Genomic DNA, 18,944 nt, shown 5'->3' on the forward strand with positions numbered 1-18,944 from the left:
TACAAGCGCAGCTTCACCCGGCAAAGCGAGCCTCGGGTGATGAATGAGTTGGACGTCGTCGGATCCTCTCGGTCCCAACACGGCCGTGTAGCGATCCCCGCCAATCTCATAGTTCATGACCGGATGTTCTCCATTAGGCAAGAAGTCCCACTTGCCCAACGTGGAAAGCAACATTTCGGGGGGGCAACTGGGGGCCATGATAAAAATCCATGGGCACGGCGAACGAAACATCAAACGTATCGGCGATAGCAGGAGACCGCAGATGTATGAGTTGAACATCATTGCGCCCACGCGGTCCTAGCACGGCCGTATAGCGTTCACCGTGAATGTCGTAGGTCTTTACCCGCTGTGCTGCATCCGGCAACAGACCCCAGCGGCTGAGCCTGGAGCGCATCATATTCAGCGCGGCCTGGGTGCCATGGGAGAAATCCTCGGGAACGGCGAAAGAGGCATCAAAGCTCTCGGGTGGTGCAGAAGAGAGTTCAGCTCCCAAGCGTTGCCTTTAACAAGGCATCGAGAATCTGGAATGTTTCATCGCATTATTGGATGGTTGGCTTGGCGCGGCCTTATTGATCGGATGTCGCTTTGCAACGGGGCAGCAAGCGGGTGATCAACAATGTCGCGCCAAATCTCTCTGTGTTCTCGAACGCATCAATTCATGTCATTCGCTTCGAGCCGCCGCTGCCCAGTTGAAGCCGCTGCAATCAGGCAGCGCGTGCTTCGGTGAGCCCGATCAGAGACCATTAGGCATCGCAATAGAAGAGGATGCCAACGGACGATAGTAGATTGAAATACTCAACTATTGCGTTTGCATGCTCTCGACCTCTACAGATCCTTCTAGCTTGATCCTTTCTTGCCCGGTCGGGAGTCCAAATGTTTCGATCGGCGAATGGGCATCCAAAACACCTTCCTGAAAAGGAGCTGGCTACTTGATGAATTCTGGAGAGCCGATGTGAGTGTACTCGTGTGGAATCAATTGGGCGCTGGAAGCGGGCTGTACGCACGTCGGCGTCAATCGGCGGCCAGCGTCGCCGAAGCTCTTCTCGGCGGCTCCCGCTTGGACAACATGACAGGACGTAGCCAAAGCTTCTTTGGTGGCATTGCTCTAGCATCAGCCAACTGTTTGTTGTCTATCCCTCAAATCGGATGCGGAGGCACATTCAGGGTGAGCTTGCGCGAAAAGGCAGGCTCGCTGCCGAGATCAACTTGTCCAGAAGGTCCGCCAAACGGCTCAGAGGCCGCCGCATGAGGGCCTGTGATGTCTTCGGGTAACTCCATGCTTCATCTTGGCTTAAATCTTCATGGTGCCGGTGGTCATTCTGCCGCGTGGCGCTGGCCGGGCACAAATCCAAGCGCCTTTTTCGACATCGAGCACTACGTCCGCGCTGCGAAGATTGCGGAGCATGGTTTGCTGGATGCTGTATTCCTCGCCGACACCCCCGCGATAAGTTCCGACATTACGCGCCAGCCGCCGCTTAATGGGCTCGAACCGACGCTGGTTCTCGCTGTGATTGCACGTGAAACGGAGCGAATTGGCCTGATTGCGACCGCGTCGACTACCTACAACGAGCCATACAATCTTGCCCGGCGCTTCCAATCCCTCGATGTCATCAGCCGCGGCCGCGTTGCGTGGAACGCGGTCACGACGTCGAGTCCGGCGACGGTTGCAAACTTCGGCGGTCGCGAGGTCGGTCGAGCGGATCGCTACAGGCGTGCGGAGGACTTCGTTGAAACGGTCCGTGCTCTCTGGCTGAGCTGGAGCGGCGAGATGGTCATCGCCGATCAGGCAGCGGGTGTTTACGCAGATCAGAGTCAGTTCCGTCTGCTCGATCCCGCTACCAATAGTTTCGGCATCCGAGGCCCGCTTACGCACCCCGCTTCGCCCCAAGGCCACCCAGTCATCGTTCAGGCGGGCGGTTCGGATCCCGGACTACGGCTTGGCGCCCGCAGTGCAGATGTCGTGTTTGCGGCAGCAGGGGACTTGTCAACGGCTCTACAGGAGGCAGAGCGCTTGCGCGCGCTCTCTCGGCAATTCGGCCGCCCTGCGGCTCCGCTCATTCTGCCAGGCCTTGTCACCTGTATCGGGGGCACCGAGGAAGAAGCGGCTCGTCGCAAGGAAAGCCTTGACGGACTGCTCGATCTGGAGCGCGCCATCATCGCTCTCGCACGAAGCATGGGCGTGGCGGTCGAGAAGCTCAGCCTGGAAAAGCCAATCCCGGAGGAGGTTTTGCCTACTGCAGATGATGTTCCGTTTTCTGTCGGTCACCATCGCACGATTGAGACTCTGGCGCGTCAAGGTCGGACGGTTCGCGAAATCATCAGCAGCGTTCAAGCGTTTGGCCACCGGTTGCTCGTGGGTGCACCCGAGCAGATCGCGGACTCGATTGAGGCATGGTTCCGCGCTGGCGCGGTTGATGGTTTCAACATCATTCCGGACGTGCTGAAAGATGGCACTTCAGCGTTTGTCGACAATGTGGTGCCCATCCTGCAGAAGCGCGGGCTCTTTCGCAAAGAATATGGGGGGCAGACGCTGCGAGAGCATTTGGGGCTTTCCATTCCTTTCGAGCCGGCACGAGCCACAGCCACCTCACCGCTATGACGCTTCCTCAACATCAAATGATTTGGAGACTGGATATGCGTTCATCGAATGCCCGGCCAACGAGGCGCTTCACTGGAAAGTCGAACTATCCAGCAAGAACCGCGAAGGCGACCCTTCTCGTGCTCGTGGGCCTTTCGCAACTGCCGTCAAGCATTCATGCTCAAGAAGGGGTAGCCGGGAGCGTAAAGCGAGGGGGCGTTATTCGTTACGGGCATTTTCAAGAGCCGGCGTGCCTCTTCGGAGGATGGGTGCAGCAATGGTATCTGCAACGCCAGTACAGCGATAATCTGGTCGCCCGCAGCGAGGATGGCAAGATTGTGCCATGGCTGGCCGAGTCATGGACAATTTCCGATGACAAGAAGATATACACATTCGAGATAAAGCCGAATGTGAAGTTCACGGATGGCACTTCTCTGGATGCGCAGGCCATCGCGGACAATATCAACGGGTGGCTCAGCAACGACCCTGATCTGCGTAATCCGACTGCTGCTCCGTATCTTAGCGATAGCTTCGAATCGGCAAGTGCAATCGCTCCTCTGCGGTTACAGGTAACCTTGAAGGTACCATTTCAACCCTTGCTGAACGTGTTTGCTCAATCCTCACAGGGCATTCTCTCACCATCCGCGCTCAAACGCGGACTTGCGGTGAACTGCGAGAACCCAGTCGGCTCAGGTCCATTCATTGTCGACAAATGGCGCCATGGACGGGAGGTCACCTTCCGCCGCAATCCCGACTACAATTCGGCCCCGGCCACCGCAAAACATCAAGGGCCGGCTTACGTTGACGGGATCACCTGGAAGTTTCTGCCAGATCAGACTGTCCGATACGGCTCGCTGATCACGGGCGAGACCGATGCCATATACGACATCCCAGCTGTCGCATGGAAGGACGCCAACTCCCGCTTTCCAGTATTGCGGCACCTTACCGGCGGCACCCCCCTGCGCTTGGCCTTGTATACGGCCCGACCCCCATTTGACGACGTGCTCGTCCGCAAGGCCTTTGCCTATTCTACTGACCGAAGGGCCGCGGTCGACACATCCTTCCTTGGCTCTTTGCCGTTTGAGGGTAACGGGGCGCTAAGTCAGAGCTCGCCGGAATACCTGCCTGAGCTCGGCCATTCCTATGGATACGATGTTCGGAAGGCCAATCAGCTGCTGGATCAGGCGGGTTGGACTGAGCGTAATCGTAACGGCGTTCGTGTCAAGAACGGCAATCCGCTCATCGTGCGCATTTCCTATTCGAACGCTTTTCTGAAGCCGGACGGCGAGCAAGCCTTGCAAGTTATCCAGCAGCAGGCAAGGGAGGCCGGTTTTGACGTACGTCTTCAACCCACCAATCCGGCTGATTTCTTCGCCGGAAAAAACCTCGGACCCGATGATTATGAGGTCGTTCTCCTCTATTGGGTTGCCCCCGGCGCTGAGATATTCCGGATCTCGTGGAAGCCCGATCAGAACGGCGAGACCAATCGCTTCAATCCCTCACGCTATCAAGATCTGACGCTTTGGGACGTCATTCAAAAGGCGGAGCAGGAACTCAATGGGGTGCAACGTACCGCCCTCTATCAGCAGGCGGAACGGAAAATCGTGGATGAGGCTCCTGTGATTGGCCTCACGGTGCTGGACGTAACGTTGGCGACCAAGCCGAACCTCAAAGACGTTTGGCTGGACCGCGGCTCGGTTGGCGAACCCGTTTTCTATGACGCTCATTTCGATGATGGGAAGTGACGCCGTGAGGATAGTAGTCCATCATCCCATCGTTTGGTTCGCGCGCCGGATATTCTCCGGCGTGGTCGTGGTGTGGGCTGCCGCAACCTTTGCATTCTTGATTCAATGTGTGCTCCCTGGCGACCGCGCCCAGATCATCATCAATGTAACGAGTGGCAACGTCGGGCCGGCGTCGTCGGCGGAGCTTGCAGCGATCAATGCGAAATATGGTTTTGATCAACCGCTCGCGGTTCAATACGGCAAATACATGTTGCAGATTCTTCATGGAGATCTTGGCGAGTCGTACCAGCAACATCGGCCTGTCGCAGCGATTATTGCGGAACAGATTGGCCCCACGATTGTTCTGGCCATCGCTGCGCTGCTGATCGCATGGCTTATCGCAATTCTGACAACCTTGTTCATCGCTGGCAGAGACAACATATGGTCGAAGCTGCTCAATGACGCACAAGTCTTTTTGGCAACGGTGCCGCCTTACTGGCTGGCCACAATTCTGCTTGTGCTCTTTGCGGTAAAGCTAGGCATTTTTCCGGTGATCGGGGGAAATTCGCCGATTGGGCTCGTTCTGCCGACGCTTGCGTTGGCTCTTGAACTGTCGGGCTTTTTCGGACAAGTCGTTCAGAACGAATTCACGCGCGTGCTCGAGCAGCCGTTCGTTACGTCCGCAAGGGCGCGGGGTATGAGTGATTTCGGCGTCAGGCTTCGCCATGTTCTCCGCCATGCAGCACTGCCTGGCATAACTTTATCAGGTTGGGCGCTCGGCAAACTGCTTTCGGGTGCGATTTTGATCGAGGTGGTTTTCGCCCGTCAAGGCCTAGGTGGAGTCCTTGTTGCTGCAACGTCCTCGCGAGACGTTCCGATTGTCTCGGGAGCTGTTTTGATCTCTGCGGGCCTGTTCGTTCTTGTCAGTTTGATTGTCGATCTGACTTACCGGGTGGTCGATCCGAGGATCAAGTTGACATGAGCATGTTCGCCGAAGTCGCCATATCTCGGCTGCTCAGAGAAGTCCTCGCGATCCTGCGCCATGTCCCCTTTCGAATTGCGGTCTGTCTTATCATCGTTGGCGTCTTTGTCCTCGCAGCCATGGCGCCAAAGGTGCTGCAGACGCACGATCCGCTTGCTATTGATCTGACATCGGCATTGCAGTCTCCGTCGATCGCTCACTGGTTTGGAACTGATCAATTGGGTCGAGATCTTTACTCTCGCGTGGTCGAGGGCGCAGGCCAATCCTTGGCTATCGGACTTGGCGCGACGGCGCTGAGCATGTCCGTTGCAATAACCATCGGCGGCGCCGCTGCACTTTCTGGCGGTTTATTAGACAGCATTCTCAGCAGAATTATTGACGTGCTCTTCGCAATTCCCACGCTCTTGCTCGCCCTTGTGTTCGTGACAGTTTTTGGGCCGTCGGTATTGACCGAAGTCGTAGCTGTCGGAATCGGAACAGCGCCAGGCTATGCGCGCATGATCAGGGGCCAGATGCTTTCCATCAAAGGGGCAGGCTATGTGGAGGCCGCTAACGTGCTGGGCCATCCATTTCCCCGTATTGTCTGGAGGCATATTCTTCCCAACGCCATGAACCCGCTGACGGCAATGATGACGATCGGCGTAGGTCAGGCGATTATATGGGCCTCCGGTCTTGCATTTCTAGGACTCGGCGTCGCTCCCCCGGCGCCTGAATGGGGCGCGCTGCTCAATGCCGGGCGCAATTATATAATCTATGCCTGGTGGCTGGAGATCATACCCGGTTTAGCAGTTACGGCGTTTGCCCTCAGCCTCACCATCATCGGGCGCCATCTACAGGACCGTTTGGAAGGAAAAAGGTGAATGTCGCAGGGTCGCCCCCAGCCTGTCCCGCAGCAGCCAGACCTCCTCACGGTCGATTCGCTGCGTGTTTCCTTCGGGCGCGGCATCGCCGAGAACACGGTCGTGCGCAGCATATCCTTCTCCGTCCGACCGGGACAGTGTCTTGCGATTGTCGGTGAATCCGGCTCGGGCAAGAGCGTGACTGCGCGGTCTCTCATAGGCCTTGCTGGTCGCTACGCCAATGTTCATGCACGCCAGCTAAGATTCGGCGGGACGGACCTAATCGGCCTTAGCGATCGTGCCTGGCGGCGCATCCGCGGCACCGAGATTGGCTTTGTATTACAGGATGCACTTGTCTCGCTTGACCCGCTTCGCCGGATCGGCAAAGAGGTTGGTGAAGGCTTGATCCTCCACGGTGCGGTATCATCACGCGAGGAGCTCGCGCAGCGCGTCATTGCTCTCCTTAAGCTCGTCGGTGTCCCTGAGCCCGAGACCAAGGCCGAGCAGCGGCCGCATCAATTATCCGGCGGCCAGCGTCAACGGGCTCTCATCGCTTCGGCACTTGCACTCGATCCGCGCATCCTGATCGCAGACGAACCGACGACCGCGCTCGACGTGACGGCGCAAGCTCATGTGCTGGCACTGCTCGAGGAGACCAAAACGAGGGGCAAGGCTCTGATCCTGATCAGTCACGATCTGGCAGTGGTCTCCCACGTGGCGGATGAGATCCTCGTCATGCGAGGAGGCGAGGTCGTCGAACGCGGTAACGCCGTCCAGATATTCAAAGATCCCGTGCACCCTTATACTAAGCAGCTGCTGGACGCGGTGCCATCAGGCCGGCCGCGCGGCTCTCGCCTCTCACCATCGACTATTGTGCGTTCGCCTGCCCGGCAAACGCAGCTAGCCGTGCAATCGCCGCCGAAATCTGGTCCCATCCTGCTCGAAGCGACAAGTCTGGTGAAGCGCTTCAAGGGCCCGGATGGCACTTTACGGGCGGCTGTGGACGGCGTCTCCTTCGAACTGCGATCCGGCGAGACTTTGGGCATCGTGGGTGAGTCCGGATCCGGAAAGTCAACGATGGCGCGCATGCTCCTGGCGCTCGACGAGCCTGACGAGGGAGCCGTTCAGTTTGCAGGCCGGCCTTGGACCACGCTCGCCGAGCGCGAACGGCGGGCTCGGCGGCGGTCGCTATCGATCATTTACCAGGATCCTCTTGGCTCGTTTGATCCACGTTGGACGGTCGGACGCATCATATCCGACAGCCTTTCGAGCGACGTTGAGACACGGCGCAAGCGGCAGGAGCGTGTTATCGAGCTGCTCGATCTGGTCGGGCTATCCAAGGCCTTGCTGGACCGACGACCGCTCGAGCTCTCGGGCGGTCAGCGCCAGCGCGTTGCGATCGCACGCGCGATCGCACCGAATCCTGCCGTAATCGTCTGCGATGAGCCGGTTTCGGCCCTCGACGTCTCGATTCAGGCCCAGGTCTTGGACCTGCTCGGCTATCTGAGAGACCACCTCGGCGTAAGTTATCTTTTCATCTCGCATGATCTCAGTGTTGTTCGTCATATCAGCGATCGCGTCATAGTTATGCGTCGGGGGAGAATTGTCGATAGTGGCGCCACTGACGAGATATTTCGTAATCCACAGTCTGAATATACCAAGAGCCTTATCGCCGCCATGCCGCGTCTTGTGCGGGACCAGCGGATAGGTCATTCAGCTACGATCCTCGAAGAAGGCATCGCATGAACGCCTTCGAATTCGATCCTTTATGATAAAATTGTCTATCTCCAATCGCGGGGCATTCGCCTTTGCGCACCGAGTTGGTCACGATTAGCGCTCGTTCATCGCGCGACCGTCAGTCTGTGGCACGGGTTCCCGCTAGATGGACTGGTCGGCGCGCGGAGCAGAGTTAGCCGAGTTCGAACGCTCGCTAACCGTGAGGTCGGCGATCCGCAATTGTCGGATTGCAAGTTATCGATTGCATGCCCGCTAGGACGGGCGGCTCTTGTGCTCGTGCAGACGAGCTCGCAATCTTCGCTTTCACGATAGCGTTGTCGATCATGGTGCGGTCCCTGACAACGAGAGCGTGTTTGTCAGGTTCAAGACAGTCGGCATCACTATCGATTTCATGACGCCTATTCAGCCCTTAATTGCGACTGATGCGGCTGGCACGGTCATTGCTATCGGAAATGAGGTAACGCCGAGTAGGGCTGACTTCAGCCCTGTGAACGATCACTTATCCGCCCGGAAGCCGTGGGTCCATTCTGAAAAAGGAGCAAGACCTTGAAGTTTTCGCATTCGGTTTGATGGAGAGCGATTTGGATTTGACTATAAGAACCGACGAGCCAAACCGCAACTTCTGGACATATCGACACTGTCAAACGACCGTTGCGTGGTCAGCGTCGCCGGGCTCGGTGAACAGTCTCAGCGAGCCGCAGTGGGAGCGCATGACTAGAATTCGGCTGACGTGCTCAAGCGTGCCGGCTGCGGAGGTCACCGACACAATAGGCACCTCATCGACGCATCGTGTCGCCATTTCGCCGACGAGTTCGCCACAGGTCGCATAGCGTACCTCCAAGGCGCAGCAAAAAGAGGTCAATAACAGGCCCCCCGTAATCCGGGCAATACGGAATCGTGGTCATGTCGCAAACGATCGGCGCTGATAGCGCGTGCACCGCGAATGAAGGGGCAGAGCACTGGTCAGATCCGAAAAACAACCTTTCATCAGATGGCGACTTTGTTCGGTACTGGAGCCGAGCTGCCGATCGGCTGCGCGCGGTGGCCGCCGTCGGGTGGCGAACCGAAGAGGCGATCAGAAGGACTGGGATTGGCTTGCAGCTATCCTCCGAGGACTTTAATGGTCTCGACCTGTCAGAATTCCCGTTGCGACGCTGTACCCTCAATCGTGCGCAGCTCTACGGAGCCAAATTGGACCGAGCAGACCTTTCTGGGGCGAATCTTATCTGTCCGGGGCTAGAGAGAGCAAGTTTCCGCGGGGCCAAGCTCGATTTTGCATATATGCACGCGCTCGCTGCGCAGGTCTGCGACTTCGATGATGCCAGTCTGCGCAATGTAGTTGATGCAACCGGCAGTCTATTTCACGGTTGCAGCATGAAAAGGACACGCTTTGACAACGCCATGCTCAGCGGGCTTCTCGCTTATCAATGCGACGCGAGTGATGCTGTATTTGATGGCGCGGAGCTACAGGGCTCGACCATCAATGAATGTTTCCTTCCATCCGCTTCCTTCCGCTTTGCCAAGCTGAGCCAACTCACGATCACGAAAGCGCATCTGACGTCTTGCTCGTTCGTCCAGTCAAAGGGGGACTGTTTATCGATCGTGCGTCCCACCTCGGTCGATGGTCTTGTCCTGGAAGGCGCTCATCTTCCGTATCTGAGACTCTCAAAGGTAAGCGGCCGCATTGCAGCGAGAGCCATGAGCGCACCATTTGCTGATATTCACCTGTCAAATCTTCCAAATGCAGAGCTTGAGCAGGCAGACTTGAGCCAGGCGCGGCTTGTGTCCGTAAGCTTGTCCAACGCAAACCTCGTCGGTGCCGTGCTCAACGGTGCATCCATTCATTCCTGCCAGCTCGACGGAGCGGACCTGTCTCTGGCATCAGGCGAATGCATTTCGATAACAGAGAGCACAATGCGAGCCGCCAAATTATCGAGCTTTCGTGGCCGCTGTGCCTTTGTGCGCGACTGCGATCTCGAACGCGCAGACCTATCCAATGCTTATCTCTATAGGTCGATGATCACCGGTGATCCCCCGCAATCAATGGCACTGGATGAGGCAAATCTCGAAGGATCGAATCTCGTTCAGGCATATCTGGCCGCAGGAATGACGAGAACCAATCTGGAGGCAACGCGGGCCGCGTACGTTCGCATGAACCAATCGTCCTTGCGCGAGGCGAACCTGAGTGGGATGTCGCCGTTCCAGGCCAGCTTGGTAAAGGTCGACTTTTCGGGCGCTAAGATAACCACATTCGAGCCACCGTTCTTTGCAGACCGATGTCCGGGCCTACAGGCCGCTTTGAAGGGGGATCAGCCACGCGAGCCATCAAGCTACCTAACTGAATTCTCATCGTTGATCAGACGGGGTCGAGAAGGGTCCACCTGACGGCTTTGGAGACTGCGGAATGCAGTGTCGGTGAGCTTAGGACAGCTTTGGGCGGTCGTCCGGGCTGTGAGCGAGCGCTAAAGCGCTATGGGGGTATTGGCATTGCCGGCGGATAGGAGAGGCAGGGCAGACTTTCTGCGCGATCGGACCAATCAGATCGCTCTTTGGGCGTTCAAAGAGACTGGAGTAGGAAAATGCATCTGGCATGTCTTTCCGCAGGTAAAGCGTTCATCCGGGAGGTGGCGAGAACAGGGCAGACAATCGGGACGGTACATACTCTCGGCGCCCTGCATCTTGGGCATGCAGAACTGATCAGAAGGGCGGCATCGGAGAATGACGTCGCGATCGTCACAGTCTACCCGAACAAGATCCAGCTTAGACCAGGTGGGAGCTACGATTTCAATTTGGACGAGGATATTGGACTTGCATTGCGTTCGGGAGCAACTGCCGTGATTTCCTCCAACGACGCCGAAATGTTCCCGCCTGGCTATCGAACCTTTATATCGCAAGGCGACTGTCATTTGCGTTTAGGGGGGCGTGATGCGTATTTGAAGGAAGCCGTTACCGGGGCAGTCCGCTGGATCTGCTATGCAAGGCCAACTCGCAGCTACTTCGGCTTAAAAGATATCGGTCAGGCGATCCTGGTGAAGCGCGCCGTCGCAGACCTCCTTCTGGATTGCGAGATAAGGTTTGTGCCGACCGTGAGATACAAGAACGGAGTGCCTATTTCGTCGCGTTTGAGGCGATTTGGCCGTTCCGAGCTTGATGAGCTGTCGTGTCTCTTCACAGCACTCAACCATTCGAGGAAAGAGATCGCCCACGGGGTATCTAGCGTCAAGGATCTGGTCGCGTCGGCTACATCTCAGATCAAGTTCCGACACTTTAAGCTCGATTTTGTTCGAATCGTCGGCGCCGACAACTTCGAAGACCTGGAGCAAGTCAAGATCCCTTTCATAATCTTTGGAGCGGCAACGGCTCATGGTCTCAGGATCTTCGATAATATCTACGTTCCAGATCAGGATACCCTCATGAAGGGTCCTTCGGATATCTGGATCGATCTGCCTGAACAGTCCTAGCCAGACGATTATTCATCCATGACCTTGAGAAAGCTATCCGCTCCGGCCGTATCCCAAGGCGAGGGTCGCCTTATGAAGGTGTACTAGGCTTGATGTTGCCTCCAGCGCATAGCGATCTCTAACCAGCGCTGAGAGCGCTCACTGATCCATTGAGTAGATCGACTTGGAAAGTCAATACGATCCTTACTGCCCGACGTGGTAGGGCGAGGCTAGCTGCACTGTGAGGTAGCCTGGTCGAGCGGCCCGTCGCAGCTAAGCGCTGCGGTAGCTCGAAGCGATGAATCGCGCCACACCGCAAACTCTCGAGAGCGGAATCTGCAGAGATGATCATGACAAGGCGATCGGAAGATTATGGGGCTGAGGCTTCGTGTGTTATCCCGTTGAGCAAGCTGGATGTAAGCGAGGGCAAGCGCTTTCAAGACGACAGCATATGGACCTGCTTCGAGCGGTTGCGAAAGGAAGATCCCGTTCACTACTGTCAAGACAGCGCTCATGGTCCATATTGGTCCGTAACGAAATACCGGGATATCGTAGCCGTAGACACAAACCACAAAGCGTTCTCGTCAGAGCAAGGTGTCACTATTGTCGACGTGCCTGGCGAGCACTGGACCCCGAGTTTCATCAAGATGGGGCCTCCAAAGCACGCCGAGCAGCGCAATACCGTGAGCCCGATCGTCGGACCGGAAAGCTTGACGAAGCTCGAAAGCTTGATCCGATCTCGGGTCAGGGCGATTCTCGCGGGCTTGCCGCGCAATGAGGCCTTCAACTGGGTGGACATGGTGTCCATAGAGTTGACGACGCAAATGCTCGCCACGCTGTTCGACTTCCCATTTGAGGATCGGCGACTGCTGACCTATTGGTCAAACGTCGCTGTTACAGCTCCGAAAGCAGGCCATGCAATCGACAGCTGGGACAAGCGAAGCACCATCTTGTCCGAGTGCCTGGACTATTTCACCAGGCTTTGGAACGAGCGCATCAAAGCCGAGCCGCGCCTCGACCTGATTTCCTTGATGGCGCATTCGCCTGCCACCCGCCAGATGGAGCCGAGTGAGTTTCTCGGAAATCTGATTCTGCTGATCGTTGGGGGCAATGACACCACGCGCAACTCAATTACCGGCGGCCTGCTGTTCATGAATCAGTACCCCTCCGAACTGCGAAAACTAATTGACAATCCCGAGCTTATCTCAAGCGCCGTGTCCGAGATTATTCGGTACCAGACGCCAATCGCACATATGCGCCGTACCGCCGCGATCGACAGCATCGTAGGTGGAAAACAGATCAGGAAAGGCGACAAGGTCGTCATGTGGTACATCTCCGGTAACAGGGACGAAGAGATCATTGAGAACGCCAACAGTTTCGTGATCGATCGCAAAAATGTGAGGCAACATCTCTCGTTTGGATTCGGCATCCATCGCTGTCTTGGTCGACATCTTGCGGAGCTGCAGTTGAGAGTTCTCTGGGAAGAGATTTTGTCTGCGGGATTGTGGTTCGAGGTCGTCGGCGAACCCGAGCGGATTGCCTCTAACTTCGTGCACGGCTATTCCGCTCTCCCCGTGCGGATTGCAGCCTAGGCTCAAATTGCTCTGCTCACGCAGAGGGCAGGCGGCGGGCGGGCTTGTCCTGAACCTCTTTGGTTTCTGCAAGCAATGCCAGACGGGGTGATCGACGAGAAACAATGCTGTATATCGGAAGCTAACTACCGGCCCGGCAGACGCTTAGAAGGACCTGCGAGAAGCGACAAGTGAGGCGCGCGTCTCGAGTCGCAAACGCTTGGCATGCCGAAAATTGAACCTCAACGGCTACTCCGATGCAGGTCTCCGGGCCACCTCGAATAGCCGAAACCATAGAGGCCAATGACCTTGATGTTGAGAATTGTAGCTGTGGCAGCGATTTTCCTTGGAGAAGCTCTTTCGATAGTCGCCGAGTTGATTGCCTCAAGGCAATTCGGAAAGGCCGGTGGCGATCTGGCGATGCTTTGGCCGATGTTTGTCCTGGTGAGCTTGGGTGGCATCCTCCTCGTTTTTGGATACGCGCTGGGTTACATGCATCTGAAGAATATCTGGATCATTGTCGCGATATCGCTGGGGGCCATCCTGGTCATCGAGCCGATACTCACGGTTCTGCTCTTTAGAGACGTACCAACCGCCGGTTCGCTGATTGGGCTGGTTCTCGGTGCGTTTGGTGCGCTCGCTGCCCTATTTCTATGAAGGTGATCTGACGGAGCTTAAATGGGCGCCGGGCTTCTGCGAAATGCAGCGAGAACCGAAGCTGCGGAAGGGCGAATCTGCCGATTCGAACGGAAAAAATATCGTTGCTGATCGGCCTCTTGCACTCATCGTCATCGGTAAAAGGACCGCCGATACGCTCTCCGGCAAAGTCCTCTTACCCTTAGCACGACCAGACGGCAATCTTAGGTCTGCCAATCGATATATGCTCATTGCCGTTTGACCATATTTTGCTTGCAAGCTGCGAACTTCCCCCAGGTTGCCTAAACGCTTCGGGATAACTTGTCCCAATTGGCCGGGATCGAACCATCGACAAAGCGGGCGGGACTCGTACCGACGGCATCCTGCCCAGCGCACGTCCGCCGCGATCTCGTCTCAGCTGGATATAGCCGAGGCGTCCCTGGCATCGCTCTCTTCAGAAACATTGGAGCTCCGATTGAAATGGAACTCCAGGCGACATCGGCTTTCTTGTGCATCCGCAAGAACGCTTTTGGTCAGCTAGTCCTCAGTCACGCGCTCTATCCAGACGGGCTGCACATTTGCGACTTTTATCGGAGACGAAGCATGACAGGGATTGGCCGAGCTGGCACATCGGAGGGGCGGGCCGCAGGAGGCGACACCACCGGGGACGTAAGCCGTTCGAGCCTGGAGCCGAGGCCTTTCCCGGGAGGACTCAATCAATCCTTCGATGCCGTGATGGAGCGGATGCGCTCTGGGCCTCAAGACAGAACCGCGGCGCTTGGCAACCCAACGTCGGATGGGGCGGCGCCAACGCGGGACGAGATCAAGGCAGCAAGGCGAAAAATGACCAGCCTGCTTGTGGAGCTTGAAACCAGCCGCCGAGCGGCCACGCACGCCCAGAACTTGGAAGAGGCGCAAGAGCTGATCGATCAGGTCATCAAAGCAGGCTCAACAGTTCTGGAGTACTACGCGGATCTGCCTGTCACTTTGGCGCGTCGCATTTTGCCCGACGATCCGGCTCGCCGGCTCCGCGATGACACGCTGGACGCGGCCGATGAATGTAACTCAGTGGCCACCCAGATTGTCTACAAGCTGGAGAAGGATAGAAAGAAAGCAACATTGGTTCTCGAGGGGATCACACCCATCGGTACGCCCGACCAGGTGAGCGAAGCGTTTAAAAGCGTGGCGAACTACTATGCAGCCTGCATGGAGTGGTGGGGAAAGAAGGTGTTGCGCTTCGAGCGGGTGCAGTCTGTCTGTGCGGCTACTGCCAGCTTGCCAAGCAGCACGCCCGAGATGCGCAAGGCCGAAGAGGCCGCACTATGACTGCATACTGGCTGGGCTCTCAATACGAAGTGCATGTATCTGCAAGCGCGGATCGCTCTCGCGGAGCTCTTGATTGACTTGCGAGCAAGTACGCTCGACCCAGACGTACGCGATGATCTGATGTCGGGCGGGTGCGTCTGCTCGGACCTTCATCGGGGATGTTTTTACGGCATTCGTCTCCACGTGCGACGCCGTTCTGCACCGGGATGGAGCAGTGCTCGACGCGGAGCATCGCGCAGTTCTGGAAGGAGTCATGGAGAGGCTTTCGGAATTTGCATCCGGGCTGAGCGGCATGGTTGCCAGCCTGAGGCAGGTCGGAACGGGAGCTGAAGTTCCCCTGCGGTTGCTGGACGAGATCGTGGAAGGGGCGTGGGTGACCGCGAACGAGGTCATGCGGCTGCTGGCATTGCAGCCAACTACGCCAGCCACTATTGAACCGCCGGCTTGGGCTGAGCTGCTGGAAAATACTACCGGGGTGAGCCAAGGCAATTCAGGTCGCAGAAAAGGAAAAGGAAAAGCAAAAAGGAAGGCGCGCAGCGGCTGGAGGCGAGGGAAGCTCAACGGCCAGCTCATACGAGCCGCAACTAGGCAAGCCTGATACGGCTACGGCTCCGACGCGCAGGGTTATCGTGCGCTCCGATCTCGGGACAAAGAAAATCGCCACCACGGAGGAAGCACGCACCTCTTCCGCTGCAACCGAGTACCCCCAGATGTGGCAGGCGCCGCCGTCGGAGGATGCACTGGCGGGATTACTTGAGCGATTGGACAAGCTGCTGCAGTTCGATCTGCCGTCCCAGCAAAGGAGCGTCTCGCAAACGCGCCAGATGAAGCCCGAGGGCGCCGAACACCTCTTGGATTGCGTAATTACGCGCTTGCAGACGCAAGCCGGAGAAATTGAGGCCTGTTGTAGGAGCGTCGCCGACGTGGCCTGCTCACCCCTTCGCAAGTTCCGTGCACGACAAGTTAACGCGGCTCAACGGGATGTTGTCCGAGCTGTAGGGACAGGCAAACTCATTGAAAGCGCGGAAATAGTCGAGGCCTCGCCGCGGCCTGCCGCAGATCCTCGCCCATGGCCTGCCGAAATTCCTCATTGCGGTAACCCACCGTGCCGGCAAGCCGGTCGAGGAAACGAGCATAGTCTTGCGCACCGGGCTCGTCGGCGAAGCCTTGCCACGTTGACTATCCCGTCTTAACTCTTCGGCTGGCTAATTTGAGATCGGGAAAGGCTACGTCCAACAACCATATTCGGCGGTGGCAAGCTCTTGTCACGAATGCAGCCACGCTGGCTGCTAGCGTGCCGCAGAGATCGGCTCCGCCGTCGCGGTGATGGAAGCGGGTCAAAGTGTAACGCAACTGCGTTCGGGGAGCGCATGTTCGCGACCATGCAACCGACTGCGGCCTCGCTCAGACACTACAAGTTAAATCCAAAAAGAGGCTGCTCTCGAGCGCTCCGGCACATACATCGACGGCTCCGAGGCTCGTCGAGCGTTCGATCATGAAGCAGATTTGCAGGTTCCGAGCGGGTTAAGATTGAGCCATACGGTCATGTCCGAGCTTATCCATTCCGTAGATAGACTGATCAAGATATTTTACCGCTTACAGGATCGTCATATAGACCGTCGAGGACGGTTGGGGCTAAGCTAGGGAAGCGATTTCTCGAATGAAAAAGTCTGTGTTAGTGACGGCGAGCGCCTTCGCGCTTGCGACGGCGGTGGTGCCTCCTTTTTCTGCCAAAGTTGCCGCGCAACCGGTTGCCGGCAGGGTGGAGGTAGCGGATACATCATATCCTCAGTGCGCGGACGACCCCTTGGAAGGTATCTGCGACCTGTTCTTTTGTTTGACCGATCCCTCGTGCGTGCGACACTGAGGACTGAAAACAAGTCAAGCAGAGAAACGAGGATTGAGCCTCGTGCGGCCGCTTGCTCCGACAGCGGCCGCGTCCTCGTGCCGTACGGTTACAATGGCAGACGGTGCAAGCGGCGCCGTCTTAATTCTCTTAAGATGATCAAAGTGATTGGTCTTTCAGCCCATCGGTGACCAACCGCCGCATCGGCGAACGTGGCGTAAACCGGAAAAGTCGTTTTAGACCCCCACGATCTGTTCCGATGCGAGCCCCAGCTCGACTAAAACTGGTCGATTCTATTGCTTTCCATGCCACGCCCATAGCGCCCTTCCATTCAATGGTTCGCATTTCGGACGCCACGGATGTCCATTGTTCCCGCTATGCCTAGGGTAGCCGTCGTGGCGTGACGACGTTTCGTTTATGGTTGGGTGTGAAATTGAGTGGTGCCGTCTCCGGCATCATGAGCATGGCAAAGAGCCCGGCCGCGCTAGCGAAAAGCATGTACCAGGCGGGCACGAGTGCACTCCCGGTAAGGTGGATCAGCCAGGTGACGATTGGTTGAGCTGTGCCTCCGAAAATCGCTATCGCAAAAGCGTAGATCGTCGCGAAGGCGCCACCACGAATGTTCCTCGGCAACCCTTCGGCCATGCTCACGTGGAAGGCGCTATACGGAATCGTTCCGATCAGGGTGAGGGCGCCGAGACCTCCTAGAAGTGCGAAGGCACTGCGGCTCTCTGCAATCCACAAGAACACCGGATAGGTCATCAGCAATGCAGTGACCTGCGGCCATATCATGATGCGACGACGGCCTGCGCGGTCGGCGAGCAGGCCACCCAGCAGTGCTGCAGCAATCCCGACCGCATTGCTGATGAGCGTGGTACCAAAGGCGAGCGGCGCGGAAACGTGGAGGGTGTTCAAGGCGTAGGTGGTCATATATCCCGTTACATAAGTAGTGATCGTGCAGCTGGTCAAAATGACAAATCCCAAGCTCATGATGCGGCGATTGGAATGCGCTTGCCCTCCAGGCTGGGTGACCAGGACGTGCGTCTCGGGCCGGTGCAACGTTTCGGGTAAGACGCTTCGCAACCAAAGTCCAAACGGCAACGTAGCGGCGCCGAGCAACAGCGCGATCCGCCATCCGTACGCATTGAGCGCTTCGCTTGTCATGCTGAGCGAGAGTATTTCTCCAACCAACGCTCCGGCCGTCGCAGCTATCTGTTGGCTCGCGGGCTGAAAGGAGACAGCAAGACCACGCGCGTCAGCGGGAGCTGCTTCCATCAAGTAGGCGGTCGTCGGCCCCACTTCACCTCCGAGAGCAAAGCCTTGCAGCAAGCGTGCGAAGACGACCAGTGACGGAGCGGCAAGTCCTATTGTCTCATACGATGGCGTGATAGCTAACAATAGGACCGCGGCACTCATCATGGCAAAGCTGGCGGTCATCGCGGGCCGCCGGCCGGCCCGATCCGAATACGAGCCGAGTACGATGGCCCCGATTGGTCTGGTCACAAATCCTGCGCCGAAGGTTGCGAGTGACAGCATGAGGCTAGCGAACGAGTCGGTTGCCGGGAAGAACGCTTGGCCGATCTGTATCGCGAAAAAGCTGTAGGTCCCGAAGTCGTAGAATTCGAGAACATTGCCGATGGTTGCGCCCAACACGGCGCGGCTCGTCAAGCGTTCGTCTGCGGGATCGAGGACCGGCTCCAGCCCCTCTCGAGTAGATTGCCTCGACATCCTCAACCTAATCTGAAGCGCGATCTCTGCCCAAATATTTTGGCCAGGTAGGTCGCACTGTTGCATTGCTCTGCCCGCTCCCGTCTCACACGGCCATTTCGCCAAGCAATATGTTGCTGAGGCGTGTCACGACGAAGCTCACCGTAACGTCTGCAATAAAAATGCCTGCCTCTCCGCCACCATTTAGCCCTTGATCTGATCGCTGGCATGGGCGGCAAAGACAAATATTCGAACCTGCTGCATTCGTCCGGTGGCTGCAGACTTTTGCGCTGCTGCGGCGAGTGTGCGACAAAATTGACGGGCGTCGCACACGACTGACGACGACTCGAGCCATTCCGCCTCGGTCAGGTTGCGTCCGCTCCCTAAGGAGTTAATGGGCTAGGCCCTTTATCGCCAAGGCGCTTGCCGCCGCTTAGCGCGCCTGCGGCGGTTTCTCGCGCCTGATCACCACTTATCGGTGCTCCACCTGCGGCCACGGCCGGGTCGCCAGCGAGCGGGCGACCCGTCTGCTCAGGGGCCGCTCGCATCTGGAGACAA

At 57.3% G+C, this 18,944-nt stretch carries 13 protein-coding genes and 1 pseudogene; 11 read left to right on the forward strand and 3 right to left on the reverse strand.

Features of this window, described 5'->3' with window-relative positions; translation table 11 throughout:
- Positions 1-133 precede the first annotated feature (133 nt).
- Positions 134-493 (reverse strand): hypothetical protein, encoded by a 360-nt coding sequence (locus CVM73_RS40985; protein WP_245452329.1) that lies wholly within the window; start codon positions 491-493, stop codon positions 134-136.
- 765 nt (positions 494-1,258) lie between these two features.
- On the opposite strand from CVM73_RS40985, the gene CVM73_RS18315 reads away from it, so the two are divergent.
- The 11 genes from CVM73_RS18315 (at position 1,259) to CVM73_RS40685 (ending at position 15,431) form a co-directional block, all read left to right on the forward strand.
- Entirely contained in the window at positions 1,259-2,599 is a 1,341-nt protein-coding gene (locus CVM73_RS18315; RefSeq protein WP_100233334.1) for an NtaA/DmoA family FMN-dependent monooxygenase, read from the forward strand.
- 35 nt (positions 2,600-2,634) lie between these two features.
- Positions 2,635-4,323 (forward strand): ABC transporter substrate-binding protein, encoded by a 1,689-nt coding sequence (locus tag CVM73_RS18320; RefSeq protein WP_245452330.1) that lies wholly within the window; start codon positions 2,635-2,637, stop codon positions 4,321-4,323.
- Complete coding sequence (locus CVM73_RS18325) at positions 4,295-5,284, forward strand: ABC transporter permease (RefSeq protein ID WP_100233336.1); 990 nt, start codon at positions 4,295-4,297, stop codon at positions 5,282-5,284. The genes CVM73_RS18320 and CVM73_RS18325 overlap by 29 nt, the downstream gene beginning before the upstream one ends.
- The gene (locus tag CVM73_RS18330; protein WP_100233337.1) at positions 5,281-6,144 is read left to right on the forward strand and encodes an ABC transporter permease; all 864 of its coding nucleotides are present in this window, start codon (positions 5,281-5,283) and stop codon (positions 6,142-6,144) included. The genes CVM73_RS18325 and CVM73_RS18330 overlap by 4 nt, the downstream gene beginning before the upstream one ends.
- Entirely contained in the window at positions 6,145-7,869 is a 1,725-nt protein-coding gene (locus CVM73_RS18335; RefSeq protein WP_100233338.1) for a dipeptide ABC transporter ATP-binding protein, read from the forward strand.
- Between the two features lie 894 nt (positions 7,870-8,763).
- Positions 8,764-10,245: a pentapeptide repeat-containing protein gene (locus CVM73_RS18340; protein ID WP_100233339.1), complete on the forward strand. Its 1,482-nt coding sequence runs from the start codon at positions 8,764-8,766 to the stop codon at positions 10,243-10,245.
- A 194-nt stretch (positions 10,246-10,439) separates the two neighbouring features.
- Positions 10,440-11,321, forward strand: coding sequence for a pantoate--beta-alanine ligase (locus CVM73_RS18345; RefSeq protein WP_100233340.1), 882 nt, complete (start codon positions 10,440-10,442; stop codon positions 11,319-11,321).
- A gap of 329 nt (positions 11,322-11,650) precedes the next feature.
- On the forward strand, positions 11,651-12,892 hold the full coding sequence (locus tag CVM73_RS18350) for a cytochrome P450 (protein ID WP_100233418.1): 1,242 nt from the start codon (positions 11,651-11,653) through the stop codon (positions 12,890-12,892).
- 282 nt (positions 12,893-13,174) lie between these two features.
- Positions 13,175-13,528 carry a hypothetical protein gene (locus CVM73_RS18355; RefSeq protein WP_100233341.1) on the forward strand — a complete coding sequence of 118 codons (354 nt, stop codon included), beginning with the start codon at positions 13,175-13,177 and terminating at the stop codon, positions 13,526-13,528.
- 822 nt (positions 13,529-14,350) lie between these two features.
- Positions 14,351-14,833 carry a hypothetical protein gene (locus CVM73_RS40680; RefSeq protein WP_208639216.1) on the forward strand — a complete coding sequence of 161 codons (483 nt, stop codon included), beginning with the start codon at positions 14,351-14,353 and terminating at the stop codon, positions 14,831-14,833.
- Positions 14,834-15,047: 214 nt separating this feature from the next.
- Entirely contained in the window at positions 15,048-15,431 is a 384-nt protein-coding gene (locus CVM73_RS40685) for a hypothetical protein (RefSeq protein WP_208639217.1), read from the forward strand.
- A gap of 419 nt (positions 15,432-15,850) precedes the next feature.
- On the opposite strand, the pseudogene CVM73_RS18365 reads toward CVM73_RS40685, so the two are convergent.
- A pseudogene (locus CVM73_RS18365) lies at positions 15,851-16,006 on the reverse strand (NEL-type E3 ubiquitin ligase domain-containing protein); the annotation flags it as partial.
- A gap of 1,054 nt (positions 16,007-17,060) precedes the next feature.
- Positions 17,061-18,407: an MFS transporter gene (locus CVM73_RS18375; protein WP_167406914.1), complete on the reverse strand. Its 1,347-nt coding sequence runs from the start codon at positions 18,405-18,407 to the stop codon at positions 17,061-17,063.
- Positions 18,408-18,944: the final 537 nt, after the last annotated feature.

This window comes from Bradyrhizobium forestalis (genome assembly GCF_002795245.1).
In the GTDB taxonomy this organism is placed as follows: domain Bacteria; phylum Pseudomonadota; class Alphaproteobacteria; order Rhizobiales; family Xanthobacteraceae; genus Bradyrhizobium; species Bradyrhizobium forestalis.

What these genes read in the sequence shown, in the direction of transcription:
- CVM73_RS18340 (WP_100233339.1), top strand. Translation starts at nt 8,764, where the DNA reads ATGTCGCAAACGATCGGCGCTGATAGCGCGTGCACCGCGAATGAAGGG.
- CVM73_RS18350 (WP_100233418.1), top strand. Translation starts at nt 11,651, where the DNA reads ATGACAAGGCGATCGGAAGATTATGGGGCTGAGGCTTCGTGTGTTATC.
- CVM73_RS18375 (WP_167406914.1), bottom strand. Translation starts at nt 18,407, where the DNA reads ATGTCGAGGCAATCTACTCGAGAGGGGCTGGAGCCGGTCCTCGATCCC.
- CVM73_RS18345 (WP_100233340.1), top strand. Translation starts at nt 10,440, where the DNA reads ATGCATCTGGCATGTCTTTCCGCAGGTAAAGCGTTCATCCGGGAGGTG.
- CVM73_RS40680 (WP_208639216.1), top strand. Translation starts at nt 14,351, where the DNA reads ATGACCAGCCTGCTTGTGGAGCTTGAAACCAGCCGCCGAGCGGCCACG.
- CVM73_RS18330 (WP_100233337.1), top strand. Translation starts at nt 5,281, where the DNA reads ATGAGCATGTTCGCCGAAGTCGCCATATCTCGGCTGCTCAGAGAAGTC.
- CVM73_RS18325 (WP_100233336.1), top strand. Translation starts at nt 4,295, where the DNA reads ATGACGCTCATTTCGATGATGGGAAGTGACGCCGTGAGGATAGTAGTC.
- CVM73_RS18320 (WP_245452330.1), top strand. Translation starts at nt 2,635, where the DNA reads ATGCGTTCATCGAATGCCCGGCCAACGAGGCGCTTCACTGGAAAGTCG.
- CVM73_RS18335 (WP_100233338.1), top strand. Translation starts at nt 6,145, where the DNA reads ATGTCGCAGGGTCGCCCCCAGCCTGTCCCGCAGCAGCCAGACCTCCTC.
- CVM73_RS18355 (WP_100233341.1), top strand. Translation starts at nt 13,175, where the DNA reads ATGACCTTGATGTTGAGAATTGTAGCTGTGGCAGCGATTTTCCTTGGA.
- CVM73_RS18315 (WP_100233334.1), top strand. Translation starts at nt 1,259, where the DNA reads ATGTCTTCGGGTAACTCCATGCTTCATCTTGGCTTAAATCTTCATGGT.